The following is a 12,965-nucleotide window of genomic DNA, read 5'->3' on the forward strand; positions in this document are numbered from 1 at the left end:
TCTAATGAATATAGCTAGCAGGGCTATTACTCTACTCCCGTGGTTGGTGCTGCGTGTCAGAATTTTCACTATTCCAAGGGTTTTCAACACCCACTGTATCGGCAGCAAACGCCTCTCGTTCACCTAGGGGGCGAGCCGCTCCAATCGTTGTATCGTTGCAAGTCTGACGCTCCATCTCACAGTTGAGCTCCGCACCAAACAGCACCACAAACGCTGAGAGCCAAAACCATAGCATTAACGCTACAACGGCCCCGAGAGAGCCATACAGCTCACTAAAGGTAGAAAAGTAACGTACGTAAAGCGATAGACCGCCGGAGCCTAGTAGCCACATAGTGGTGGCAAACAGCGTGCCATAGCTTAACCACCGCCACTGGGCAGAACGCCGATAGGGGGCGTAACGATATAGTAAAGCAATAAGTACGCTCATCAGTACCAACAACGCCGGCCAACGCAACCATTTCAAGACACTATCTACCGGTGGTTCAATCATCAGCGTATCAACCACAATCGGCACAATGGCGATAAACCCCAGTGACACTAACGTCATCGTAATTAGCCCGAAGGTTAACGACACCAACACCACACCGCGCAGTAGCAACGGACGCTTTTCATGTTCGCCGTACACCACATTCAAACCGACGACGAGTACAGAAACACTTTTCGACGCAATAAACATGGCAACCAACAGTCCTGCTAGCGCAGTCATTACATTCCCAGACTCCGTACTTTCCACGACCTCTTGGGCCTGCTGATCAATCAGCTTCGCCGCATCCGGCGGCATAAAACGACTAATTTCATAAAGCTGACGACCGGCCTCAACAGGATCAAACAACAGCCCCCAAAGAGAGATAACTGCTGCAATCGTTGGAAATAGCGCCAATAAGGCATAAAAAGCCACGCCCGCCGCAAACATGGTAATACGGTCACGACGAGCAGCACGCACTACCCGCCAAATAATATCGTGCCACCCCTTACGGGGGATATCGTCAGGCGCTGTGGCTTTCCGACCCCGCCAGTGAGACTCTACTCTCCCTTTTTGGCTCATCGCAGCCCCTCCCACATTAGTAAAAGCGCCACTATTACAGCGAACACCATCATCAAACCGCTACCATGATGACGCATCCATGCTTCTGCGAATAAACCTCTGTTCAACTGCCTCATTAACGCTCTTTCACGAGCAAGCGAAAACGCAACACTCGCCATTTTCACCTTTTCACAGGCATGGGCCAAAGCCTCTATAACGCGCAATCCTTTTACAGAAAAGACGCTATACAGCCACCATAAATCGCCTGCGGGTGGCGCTTGAATGACAACGCGGCGCAGTAAGCTAGCGCCAATCACCACCACCATCACAACAATCATGACACCAACAGGGAAAGGCCAACTCAGGCTTAACCATTCGGAGGCTGGTGGTATCTCAACACTACCAGCGGGCAGTGGAAGCCATATTGGCGTTACCAGGGCGGCGACCAATGCAGCCAACCACGCGCCCCACTGGAAGGCATTACTACCCCCTGAGTGCCGTTGCTGCCACTGACGCCACACGCAAACACTGATCAACGCAGAAGTGCCAATGGCCGCCCAGGTAAGCAGCATAATCAGATGTTCGTGATGCATGTCATAAAGCGCACTTTTAACGCCCCACTTACTTAGCATCCCCGCCGCTAGCGCACCCGTTAACGACACGCCAGGCAAGGCGATTAACGCAAACAGCAGCGGTTGCGGCCAGCGAGGCATGTGCTCGCTAATACTAGTACCCAGAAAGAGTGCTCCTTTTGCCAATGCATGATGAGCGGTAAACAACACCACACCAGGTAATAACAGCGGCCACACGTCTGGGGCGGCTAACCCCATTGCCACCATAGCAGTGAGCATTCCCATTTGGCTGATGCTGGAGTACGCCAGAACCGCTTTTGGATGGCGCTGCCACACACCATACAACGCAGCACCAAAGGCGGCTGCCAATCCTGCTATTAGCATGACGTTGCCAAGCTGGAGGAGCGCAGGTGACAATCCGTTAACTCCTAACGGCAATACATTTATCCATGCTAATAGACCAGCTTTAATCATCGCGCCGCTCAGCACCGCGCTAGCAGGAGCAGGCGCTACTGGATGCGCTAACGGCAACCAAACATGAAGGCCAATAACCCCCGCTTTCACCCCAAATCCAAGCCACAACAAAAGCGCCATCGTGGCCCCGTGGTCAGCGACAGCGATTCCCTCACGCACTCCCTTAAGCGTCAGCGTTTCTGAAGTGCCTGCCACCCAAAGAAAACCGCCAAGGATAAGCCCTTCACCAATAACGGCTAAGATTAAGTATGCCCTTGCGCCCAACCGCGCTTCGTCACTACCGCTATGGACTACCAGGGCATATGCGGCAAACGTCATCAATGCAAAGCCCAGATAAAAACTGGCGATATCTTGAGCAATAATCAGCAGCACATTGCCCAACAACGTCAGCGGCCACAGAAGCGCTAACCGCTGACATCGACGCTGTATAACCTGATCGCCTGCCTGTGCTTTTCGTTGCTCTGCTGCAAAGTATCCACGCGCATGAATGGCCGCTAAGCTCCATAGCAAAGCGGTAAAGGCCAGCCACGGACGGCTCAGTGCATTTAACTCCCAATAACCGCCTAACATCCAGGCGCTGATTGACCACTGGACCTCGCCGCTAAAGGCTAGCAGTAACGCCGGCCATGAAGCACTCACCCAGAGCATCGAGAAGTAGTCGCGGCTCGCCGCAGGCGTTCTATACGCCTGCCATATTGTGGTGCCCGCAACGCACAGAGGCCAAAGTAATGCCGCAAGCAAAAGTAGCGTGATCATGGCAGGTACTCCCCTACCGCCACGCGGGTAGCCCAATCCAGCGGGCTAAACGGCAATCCTGCCAATAAACCTGCTCCAATGCTTACCAGTGCAGTAAACACGGCTGGCCATAATAGCCAGCCGTGGGTTTCCAAGCGCCCAAGGCGCTGTTCATTAGGCCACTCACCCTTTCCATGAGCCGGCCCCTCACGAAACCAAAGGCGGTGCAAAATAGGCAAAAAATAAATAGCATTCAAGGTACTACTCGCAACTAAAACCGCCACAACCCAATACATCTGCGCCTGGATAGCCCCCACCCCCAAGTACCACTTAGTGATAAAGCCCGCGATAGGAGGCAGCCCAATCATCCCCAACGCCCCTACGGTGAATGCGAAGCTGGTAAGGGGCATACGCTTGCCAGCACCGTTCATTTCATCAATACGGTGGATACCAAGCTCTTCAGCGTAGTTACCCGCGCAAAAGAACAGCGTGACTTTCATCAAACCTTGATGCAGAAGATGCGCAAGTGCACCAATGGTACCGAAGGGGCCAAACAGGCAAACACCAAGCACAACATAGGAGACCTGGCTGATAGTAGAAAATGCCAACCGAGGCTTTAATTCTTGCTGGGCAATCGCGCGCAGCGAGCCGTAAATAATCGTAATTGAAGCCGCGACCGCCAATACAGTGGTGACACCAAGTTCAACGCTGAGCTCAATACCATAAAGATCATAAATCACCCGAAGGATGCCAAAGGCACCGGCTTTTACAACCGCAACTGCATGTAACAGCGCGCTAACTGGCGCAGGCGCTACCATTGCTCTTGGCAGCCATCCATGCAACGGCACCATGGCAGCTTTAACGGCAAGGCCTCCTACCAGTAATGTAAATATCAGTATCAGCAGACCACGATGATCATTGAGGTATGGCGACAATCCCTGCTCAGAAGCGAACGAATGGTCGCCGGTTAAACTGTAAAGCAGCACCACACCGAGTAGCAGCACCACGCCAGCCGTTAAGGTATAACGCAGATAAACACGCCCCGCTGCTAACGCTTTGGCGGTTCCGTAGTGGACGACCAACGGGTAGGTGGAAAGGGTCAGCATTTCGTAGAAAATCAGGAACGTAAACAGATTCCCGGCTAACGCGATACCCAACGTACTCGCGACACACAGGCTGAAAAAGCCAAAAAAGCGTTTGCGGTTCGCCGCCCCTTCTAAATAGCCGATCGCGTAGATCGTGGTACACAGCCACAGTAGCGAAGAAAGTCCAGCAAACATTACTCCCAACGCATCAGCTCTCAATACAAACTCAACACCGCCCACTATCTGGAAACTAAAGGTGTCTTCAACCCCCTGAGAAACCCGCCCAACCATCAAGGTTACCAGGATGATTTTACTCACAGCGGCAATCAGGTTAATGCTGGTACGCAGCCGCCGCGCGTCTTCAGGCAAAAGAAAAATAACCGCTGCTGCAAAAAGAGACGTTGCTAACGTTGTTAGCGGTAGCCAAGCCGCATTCATGCGCCACCTCCCTGGAGTAGCGCCAGTGGTAGGTGAGCCAATAAGCCTAGGGCAAACGCTGCCACCGCCAAACAAAGCGCAATAAGATCCATGCCAGGCGCTAACGGCTGGTAATGATGGCGAGGCGCAGTTTCATCAAAGCAGTAACGGAAAACACGAAATATATAAGCAGCTGTCAGCAATGTGCCCACCAATAGTGCGGCAACAGCTACCCATTGCTGTGTCATCACCATCGCCTGTAGCAGCAACCACTTTGCGGTAAACCCTGCGCTAGGCGGCAATCCCATCAGCGTAACGGACGCAATGCCGAACACAAGCAGTGACAGCGGTAAACGGCGGCTAGTGCCTGCAAGCCCTTTGATTGAGCTTTCGCCGGTGGCAAGAATCAAATTACCAACGGCCATAAACATAGCCGCTTTTGCTAGCGAGTGGCCCATCAACTGTAGCCAAAACCCTTCCCAGGCCAGTGCCCCTGGCAGCGGAGAAATAGTAGGCCCCAACAGTAAAGGAAAGGCCACCATTAGGTAGCCCAACTGGCCTACCGTAGAAGACGCTACCAAGGTTTTAAGCGATTCAGCACGCCACGCAATTAGCCCACCCCAAACAATCGCTAACATGCCCAACCATGCCACAAAGCGTGGGGCAAACAGCGCTTCGGGAAGTAAAATTCCCCACAGCATGATCAACATAAACAACGAGGCTTTAATCACCAACGCCGCATGCAATGCACTCACCGGCGTCCAAGCATTTTCATGCACAGGCGTTAGCCACCCGTGTAGCGGAAAGAGAGCTGCTTTCAGCGCTAACCCTGCACCCATCAATGCAGCAGCCACCCAGGCCACTGGGCCAGGCTCAACAATGTCAGCCAGAGTTATAAGGTCAAGCTCTCCCCAGTTCCCAAGTAGTAAGGCCACACCAAGTAAATAGGCAAGAGACCCCACCAACGCTAACAGTAAATATCGCATGCCTGCTTTCAGCGCATTAGCCTTACCTGATAGCAGCAACATGCCTACGGCAGCCAGCCCCATAGCCTCTAATGCAGCGTAAAGGGTCAATAAATCTACTGCTAGCCAAATAAGCGATAGCGCACTGATCAGCACACCCATCAGTGCCCACAGCCATCGTGCTTGCTTGCCGGGGCTGGTAAGTTGCAAATGACCCGGTGTGTATAAGGCAGCCGCTACCCCCACCCACTGAGTGATCATTAACATCAAACCGCTCAAGCCATTAAAGCGCAGTGACAGCTCAACGCCCGCAACGTGCCACTGCCAGCGCAGTAAGCCCACTTGTAGGTAATCGACAACCAACAGTGCGCCAGCCAATAAAATTGGCAGGCATGCAAGCATCACGGGAAATAGACGGCGCGGTGTAAAAAGCGCACCTAACAGCCCTGCAAAAATCGGCAACACCAAGATAATCAACAGCGCCCAGTGGCTATACCACAACGGCTCAAACGTACTTTCGTACAAGCCAAAACGCCATATCATTGCGCATGCCTCGCAGCATCACTGTCACTTGCTAGCGCAGACACACCCTCTAACAACACAAGTTGCCGAATAAGCAGCACACCTAACAACGTGCCTAGCCAGGCAATGATTAGTCCCACGCTGATAAGCGCCTGCGCTCCAGGCACCGTGCCCGCCATACCCGCCAGCAGCAAAAACACACCAGACCCGAGAACATTAAAGGCCATTAAACGGCGCAGCATATGTTTATGTAGCGTAAACGCTCCCATAGCTGTCGCCACAATAACCACAGCGGCGATAATTAGCGGATGCTCAGTCAGCGAATACGCCATATCAGGCAATAAAAACCGAATGGCACCCCCTATCATCACACTCCAGGCTAGCGCCAATAGGGCGCGCACCACGCCATGAGACCAACGGTGGCGGGAGCGGTCATGATGCGAACCCTTTTCGATAGTGGCAGGGAATGCGCTCAATGCATAAAAAAAGCTCCCCCCGGTCAGAACAACTCCTAATACAAGCTCTGCCAACGCCAACCAAGGTGCACCAAGCTTCCACCAGGAAAGACTCATTAATAGCGCAAAGAGCAAAAATAGCCCGCTCGCCCGTTTTAAGTGACGATCAAACAGGCAGACTAGCGACGCGGCTACTATGCAGAACGCTATACCGCTTTCTAGATAGTCAATTGACGCTATCATAAGCCTTCGCTAATTCCTTGCATCGGCTGAGGGAACCAATGTACGGCTAAGCCAAACGCTCGCTCAGCCACTTGCCAATATCGTTAACCTGCTGCGGGCATAGTGCATGCGCCATCGGATACTGGCGATAATTAACCGTATAACCCATTTCTTTTAAGCGTTCGACACCATTGCGACCCAGAGTTTCAGGAACGATGGGGTCGAAATTCCCATGGTGTACTTCGATAGGTATATCACGATTGGCTTCAGCTAAATCGATGCTATCGGCTGTCGCAAAATAGGTCGACATAGCTAACAGTCCGCCAAGAGGCTGAGGGAAAGAAAGCGCCGCCTGATAAGCTACTGCGCCGCCTTGGGAAAAACCCGCGACGATAATACGGCGGCTGTCGATCCCTTGATCAATCTGCTCTTCAATCAGTGCCTGAAGTCGTTCAGCAGACGTTCTCAACTGCGCTTCATCCACCCGACGTCCTAAGTCCATGGCAAGAATGTCATACCACGCTGGCATCACCATGCCGCCATTAATAGTGACCGGCAAGCGCGGCGCATGGGGCATAATAAAACGCACATGCGCTGAGTCAGGGAGTGTAAGGGCTGGTACTAGCGGCTCGAAATCGTGCCCATCGGCACCCAACCCGTGAATAATAAACACGCACGCATCGGCGGGTTGACCATTTTGCGGTTCAATAATCAGTTCGCCTGGGGCTGTCATGGGCTCTTTCCTTGCTGACGTTAAAAGCGCCACCCTAGCGTAAAGTGACGCGTTCGGCGAGTCATTTGCCTGCTTAAAGCGGCCAAACCAGTGGAATAAGAGTTAAGGCAATGATTCCCGTCAAAAGGTTCAAGCCACCACCAACACGTAAAAAATCACTGACCCGATAGCCGCCAGGGCCATGCACCATAAGGTTCGTTTGATAACCAATCGGCGTTAAAAAACTAGCCGAAGCAGCAAACATTACCGCCACCACATAGGGCATCGGGTTAACCCCCAGGCTTTCTGCTGCAGCCATAACCACCGGAAAAATAATTACTGCAGCAGCATTATTGGTCACCAATTCGGTCAACATTGCCACGACGCAATACGTGGCAATTAATAGCAACAGAGGGTTACCCGCCACCAACGACAGAACACTGCCTGCCAGGAAGTCCGCCGCGCCGGAGGTTTGCAGCGCAGCCCCTACCCCGAAAGATGCTGCAATAGTTAGCAACACTTGTGTATCCAAACCACGCTTAGCAGCGTCTACAGAACAGCAACCGGTTAACAACGCTAGCGCCGCGCCTAACATAGCCGCATTGAGCATACTTAAGACACCTAGCGCCGCCAGCATTACAGCCCCCAACAAAATCGCCCAGGCCAACGGAGCTTTTTCATGCACGGGCCGCGCAGCGCCGTTTAACTCACTGATTAAGAGAAAGTCTTTCGATTGTCGGTGGCGCTCAATAAACGGTGGACGCGCTTCTAACAACAGCACGTCAGCGGGCTGCAAACGCACTTGCCCTAAGTTTCCAGTCACCCGCTCGCCGCCACGGCAGATCGCCAATACGGCAGCGCCATACAACGTTCTAAAACGCCCGTCACGAATACGCTGTCCAATAAACTGGCACTGGTTCGATACCACTGCTTCAACCAAGCGCCGCTCTTTGAACTCTTTTTCCAAACTCGACGCCGCGTCACGAGAAGGGATCAGGCCACGAATTTGCTGTAGCTCTACAGCGGCGTCCGAGGTGCCCACAAAGACGAGTCGGTCACCTGCCTTTAGCTGCTCGCCTGGCCCCACCACACTCACCACATTACCAGCGCGCTCAATTTCAACTAAAAAAAGCTCTTGAAGATGGCGCAATCCAGCCTCTTCCACCGTACGGTCAACCAGCACCCCTGCGGGATCTACTTCCATTTCGATGGTGAACTCGCGAGGGTTAGCAAATGCTTTTGAGATCCCCTCTCGCGAAGGCAACAAGTGTGGCCCTAGGAAAATAAGATAAGCAAGGCCCACCAGCGCAACAGGAACACCTACCCAGGCCAAGTCAAATAAGCCCATAGCAAGGTTAGGATAGCGCTCCACTAACAAACCATGCACCACTAAGTTAGTACTGGTGCCAAACAGTGTAATGGTACCGCCTAAAATGGAAGCAAAGCTGAGCGGCATTAAGAGCCGTTGAGGAGAAAGCCTCAACCGTCGACTCCAGCTCATCACCGCCGGAATGTAGGTAGCCACTACTGGCGTATTATTGAGAAAACCGCTGAGTGAAGCCACAGGTAACAAAAGCCGAACAAGTGCACCACGCTCACTGTTAGGACGACCCAGTACATAGCGGATAATCAGGTCGATACCACCGGTTTCACGAATACTCGCCACCAATACGTACATGAAAGCTACGGTAAACAAGCCGCTGTTAGAAAAACCGCCCAGCGCCTGCTGCGGGTCAATGACACCCAAGGTCATTAACACCACGACGGCACCAAGCAAAATAATATCTGGCCCCAGTCGAGACAGTGTCATTAGTGGGAAAATAGTAAGCACTACTCCCACGGCTATCCAAGCATCCAGCGACATATCCTGTCTCCCTAACATAAAATCTTGGAAACATTGTGCCGCCTTGACGATATTCTAAAAAGTTATTTTTGGAAACACTTTAATAACAAAAAAGAATATATATGTGAGGTGTGAGGTGTGAGGTGTGAGGTGTGAGGTGTGAGGTGTGAGGTGTGAGGTGTGAGAATGTTGACTAAGCAGAAACGAAAAAACCCCGCTTTCGCGGGGTTTTTAGCATATTAGCGTTATGCGCTAACAGCGAACATCATCGTTTCTAATTAAAGAACTTTGATGTTGGAAGCCTGAAGGCCTTTTTTACCCTGAGTGACGTCGAAGGAAACCTTCTGGCCGTCTTGCAGAGTTTTGAAGCCATCAGCTTGAATTTCAGAGAAATGCGCGAACAGGTCGTCGCCATTGTCGTCAGGAGAAATGAAGCCGAAGCCTTTAGTGTCGTTAAACCACTTAACTGTACCAGTTGCCATGATCGAAATCCTCGATGTAGCTTGATGTAGAGCCGGGTAATACCCGAGTTGCAGTGGGTAGAACAAGAAACTTTCACCAGACTAAACGCTTGGGCGTTTCGATACTGCTGACAACGTTCGACTTGCTAACCAACTGCATCCAGCATGCGCTTAACTTAGCCGCACGTCAATACTATAGTTAAAAAAAATGTCAGGGCGATGACCGATCCGCTGCCATCATCCACCCCGCTGCTTTTTCGGCGATCATCAAGGTAGGAGAGTTGGTATTGCCACTGGTAATAGTCGGCATGATGCTGGCATCTACCACCCGCAAACCAGTCACTCCCCTAACACACAGTTTGGAATCCACCACCGCCATGGGGTCATCTTCGCGGCCCATTTTTGCCGTGCCCACTGGGTGAAAGATGGTGGTACCGATATCCCCCGCCAGCTTGGCCAGATCGTCGTCACTCTGGTATTCAAGCCCCGGCTTGAACTCTTCCGGCTGGTACTTTGCAAAGGCCTGCTGCTCGGCAATGCGCCGGGTGACCCGCAGTGAGTCTGCGGCCACTTTGCGGTCTTCCTCAGTACTCAGGTAATTAGGTTCGATGGCTGGGGCAGCTTGCGGGTCGCGGCTTTTGATCTGCACACGGCCACGGCTGGTGGGGTTGAGATTGCACACACTGGCGGTAATCGCAGGAAACCCATGCAGTGGCTGGCCAAACGCATCCAGGCTTAATGGCTGCACGTGGTATTCGATATTGGCGTGCCGATACTCATCCGAGCTGCGGGTAAAAATGCAAAGCTGTGAAGGTGCCATACTCATCGGGCCTGTACGTTTAAACACGTACTCCAAACCAATCTTGGCTTTACCCAGCAGGGTACCGGCCATGGTATTGAGCGTTTTTGCCCCTTTCACTTTGTAGACAGAGCGAATCTGTAAGTGATCCTGCAGGTTTTCACCCACACCCGGTAGCGCTGACACTACGTCAATACCGTGTTGTTGCAGTAGCTCGGGCGCGCCAATCCCAGAAAGTTGTAGTATCTGCGGCGAGCCAATAGCCCCCGCGCTCAACACGACTTCTTTATTAGCCCCTACACTAAGCGTTTTGCCCTCGCGGAGAAGCTCTGCGCCTACGCAGCGCGGTTGGTCATCTTGCGGCTCAAATAGCAGACGATTGACGTGGGTAGAGTGCCAGATCGTTAGGTTAGTGCGTTGCTTGATCGGTCTCAGAAACGCTTTAGAAGTATTCCAGCGCCAACCATTGCGCTGGTTGACCTCAAAGTAATTGACGCCTTCGTTATCACCGCGGTTGAAATCATCAGTGCGTGGAATACCCGCTTGCACCGCCGCCTCGGCGAAATCGTCCAATACTTGCCAGCTTAAGCGCTGCTTTTCTATCCGCCATTCGCCACCATGACCATGGTAGCGGCGATGATCAGCATCGCCGTCACCGCCCTCGTCCAGCCGGTGGTGATCTTCATGCTGCATGAAATCCGGTAGGCAGTTATCCCAGCGCCAGGCGTTATCTCCAGTCAGCTCAGCCCAGTGGTCGTAATCCCGTGCTTGGCCACGTAGATAGAGCATACCGTTGATACTTGAACAGCCACCTAGAGTCTTGCCGCGTGGGTAGATTAATGACCGACCGTTGAGCCCTTTGTCGGGCTCGGTACGAAACAGCCAGTCCGTGCGGGGGTTGTTGATGCAGTACAGATAGCCCACGGGAATATGAATCCAGTGGTAGTTATCCGGCCCACCCGCTTCAATCAGCAGCACCTTATTATTTGGGTTAGCGCTTAGCCGATTGGCCAGCAGGCACCCAGCGGTGCCTGCGCCAATCACAATGTAGTCGAAATTATTGTTAGCAGTGTGTGGCATAGACGTGCTCCCGTCACCTGGCGGCATTACTTAGCCGTCGGCATCACGAACTCAGCACCCGCGTCGATGGAGTCTGACCAGCGCTGCATGATGGATTTCTGCTTGGTGTAGAAACGTACGCCCTCTTCCCCATAGGCATGCATATCGCCAAACAGGGAGCGCTTCCAGCCGCCAAAACCGTGCCAAGCCATGGGGACCGGAATGGGGACGTTGATGCCAACCATACCTACCTGGATGCGGCGGCCAAATTCACGGGCGACGTTGCCACTTTCGGTAAAGCAGCTGACGCCATTGCCGAACTCGTGGTCGTTGATCAGCTGAATCGCCGTGGCGATATCCGGCACGCGTACGCAGACCAGCACGGGGCCGAAAATTTCTTCCTTATAGATAGTCATCTCGGGGGTGACGTGGTCAAACAGGGTACCGCCCATCCAGAAACCATCGGCACAGCCTTCGCCTGTTTGCGCGACATTAAATTCACGACCATCTACCACCAAGTGTGCGCCTTCTTCTACGCCTTTATTGATGTAACCGGTAATCCGCTCATGCGCCTGACGGGTGACAATCGGGCCCATTTCCGCATCAAGCTGCATGCCGTCCTTCACTTTCAGCGCCTTGGCACGCTCCGCCAGCTGAGCAACGACACCATCGGCTACATCGCCAACCAGCACCGCCACGCTGATGGCCATGCAACGCTCGCCTGCCGAGCCGTAGGCAGCACCAATCAAGGCATCCACGGCTTTATCCAGGTTGGCATCCGGCATCACCACCATATGGTTCTTGGCACCCCCCAACGCCTGGACGCGCTTGCCATGTTTGGCGCCGCGCTCGTAGATCAGGTTGGCAATCGGGGTGGAACCGACAAACGACAGTGCCTTGACGTCCGGATGATCAATCAGCGCTTCAACGCTGTCCTTGTCGCCCTGCACCACGTTGAAAACGCCATCCGGTAGCCCTGCCTGCTTGAGCAGATCAGCAATCATCAACGAGGCACTAGGGTCCAGCGGGCTGGGCTTGAGGATAAAGGTATTACCAGTGGCAATTGCGACCGGGAACATCCACATCGGCACCATGACCGGAAAGTTGAACGGCGTGATACCGGCGACCACACCCAGCGGCTGGCGCATGGTCCAGTTATCAATCCCAGTGCTAACCTGCTCGGTGTAGTCACCTTTCAGCAATTGCGGAATGCCGCAGGCAAACTCAACAATATCAATCCCGCGCGCCACTTCGCCCTGAGCATCGGTAAACACCTTACCGTGCTCCTTGGTGATCGCTTCGGCCAGCTCATCCTTATGGGCGTTCAGCAGCTCCAGAAAACGGAACATCACGCGCGCCCGACGAATGGGTGGGGTATCTGCCCAAGCAGGAAATGCGGCTTGAGCAGCGTTAACGGCACTGTCTACATCCTGGGTGCTGGCCAAAACCACATGACCGCTGACCTCGCCGGTAGCAGGGTTAAAGACCTGTTGAGAAAGGCCTGAGCTACCCTCGTTGATCTGCCCGTTAATAAAATGATTAATAGTGGTTGTTGTCATTTGGTTACCTTTATAAGCAAATTAAAATAACGGTGTAAGTGCGGATAGATTAACCGCCTTG

General features: G+C 53.0%; 10 protein-coding genes. All 10 read right to left on the bottom strand.

Going from position 1 to position 12,965, the window contains the following annotated elements:
* Positions 1 to 31 precede the first annotated feature (31 nt).
* The 10 genes from CR46_RS0113075 to CR46_RS0113120 all read right to left on the bottom strand — a co-directional run bounded on the left by CR46_RS0113075 (position 32) and on the right by CR46_RS0113120 (position 12,904).
* On the bottom strand, positions 32 to 1,045 hold the full coding sequence (locus tag CR46_RS0113075) for a YihY/virulence factor BrkB family protein (protein ID WP_030073604.1): 1,014 nt from the start codon (positions 1,043 to 1,045) through the stop codon (positions 32 to 34).
* Positions 1,042 to 2,826: a complex I subunit 5 family protein gene (locus tag CR46_RS0113080; protein ID WP_030073606.1), complete on the bottom strand. Its 1,785-nt coding sequence runs from the start codon at positions 2,824 to 2,826 to the stop codon at positions 1,042 to 1,044. The genes CR46_RS0113075 and CR46_RS0113080 overlap by 4 nt, the downstream gene beginning before the upstream one ends.
* A complete protein-coding gene (locus tag CR46_RS0113085; RefSeq protein ID WP_030073608.1) occupies positions 2,823 to 4,328 on the bottom strand; it encodes a complex I subunit 5 family protein in 1,506 nt (501 codons plus the stop codon). Before CR46_RS0113085 ends, CR46_RS0113080 begins: the two co-directional genes overlap by 4 nt.
* A complete protein-coding gene (locus CR46_RS0113090; protein ID WP_030073610.1) occupies positions 4,325 to 5,815 on the bottom strand; it encodes a complex I subunit 5 family protein in 1,491 nt (496 codons plus the stop codon). The genes CR46_RS0113085 and CR46_RS0113090 overlap by 4 nt, the downstream gene beginning before the upstream one ends.
* A complete protein-coding gene (locus CR46_RS0113095) occupies positions 5,812 to 6,492 on the bottom strand; it encodes a hydrogenase subunit MbhD domain-containing protein (RefSeq protein WP_030073612.1) in 681 nt (226 codons plus the stop codon). Before CR46_RS0113095 ends, CR46_RS0113090 begins: the two co-directional genes overlap by 4 nt.
* A gap of 46 nt (positions 6,493 to 6,538) precedes the next feature.
* Positions 6,539 to 7,204, bottom strand: coding sequence for an alpha/beta hydrolase (locus CR46_RS0113100; RefSeq protein WP_030073614.1), 666 nt, complete (start codon positions 7,202 to 7,204; stop codon positions 6,539 to 6,541).
* Positions 7,205 to 7,277: 73 nt separating this feature from the next.
* On the bottom strand, positions 7,278 to 9,047 hold the full coding sequence (locus tag CR46_RS0113105; RefSeq protein WP_030073616.1) for an SLC13 family permease: 1,770 nt from the start codon (positions 9,045 to 9,047) through the stop codon (positions 7,278 to 7,280).
* Between the two features lie 257 nt (positions 9,048 to 9,304).
* Entirely contained in the window at positions 9,305 to 9,508 is a 204-nt protein-coding gene (locus tag CR46_RS0113110; RefSeq protein ID WP_009101184.1) for a cold-shock protein, read from the bottom strand.
* 190 nt (positions 9,509 to 9,698) lie between these two features.
* Positions 9,699 to 11,366, bottom strand: a complete 1,668-nt coding sequence (locus CR46_RS0113115) for a GMC family oxidoreductase (RefSeq protein ID WP_030073619.1) — start codon at positions 11,364 to 11,366, stop codon at positions 9,699 to 9,701.
* Between the two features lie 26 nt (positions 11,367 to 11,392).
* Positions 11,393 to 12,904, bottom strand: a complete 1,512-nt coding sequence (locus CR46_RS0113120; RefSeq protein ID WP_030073623.1) for a CoA-acylating methylmalonate-semialdehyde dehydrogenase — start codon at positions 12,902 to 12,904, stop codon at positions 11,393 to 11,395.
* Between the last annotated feature and the right edge of the window lie 61 nt (positions 12,905 to 12,965).

This window comes from Vreelandella neptunia, assembly GCF_000712975.1.
In the GTDB taxonomy this organism is placed as follows: Bacteria; Pseudomonadota; Gammaproteobacteria; order Pseudomonadales; family Halomonadaceae; genus Vreelandella; species Vreelandella qaidamensis.

Coding starts and splice junctions, on each gene's coding strand:
- CR46_RS0113075 (WP_030073604.1), bottom strand. CDS start 1,045: ATGAGCCAAAAAGGGAGAGTAGAGTCTCACTGGCGGGGTCGGAAAGCC.
- CR46_RS0113080 (WP_030073606.1), bottom strand. CDS start 2,826: ATGATCACGCTACTTTTGCTTGCGGCATTACTTTGGCCTCTGTGCGTT.
- CR46_RS0113085 (WP_030073608.1), bottom strand. CDS start 4,328: ATGAATGCGGCTTGGCTACCGCTAACAACGTTAGCAACGTCTCTTTTT.
- CR46_RS0113090 (WP_030073610.1), bottom strand. CDS start 5,815: ATGATATGGCGTTTTGGCTTGTACGAAAGTACGTTTGAGCCGTTGTGG.
- CR46_RS0113095 (WP_030073612.1), bottom strand. CDS start 6,492: ATGATAGCGTCAATTGACTATCTAGAAAGCGGTATAGCGTTCTGCATA.
- CR46_RS0113100 (WP_030073614.1), bottom strand. CDS start 7,204: ATGACAGCCCCAGGCGAACTGATTATTGAACCGCAAAATGGTCAACCC.
- CR46_RS0113105 (WP_030073616.1), bottom strand. CDS start 9,047: ATGTCGCTGGATGCTTGGATAGCCGTGGGAGTAGTGCTTACTATTTTC.
- CR46_RS0113110 (WP_009101184.1), bottom strand. CDS start 9,508: ATGGCAACTGGTACAGTTAAGTGGTTTAACGACACTAAAGGCTTCGGC.
- CR46_RS0113115 (WP_030073619.1), bottom strand. CDS start 11,366: ATGCCACACACTGCTAACAATAATTTCGACTACATTGTGATTGGCGCA.
- CR46_RS0113120 (WP_030073623.1), bottom strand. CDS start 12,904: ATGACAACAACCACTATTAATCATTTTATTAACGGGCAGATCAACGAG.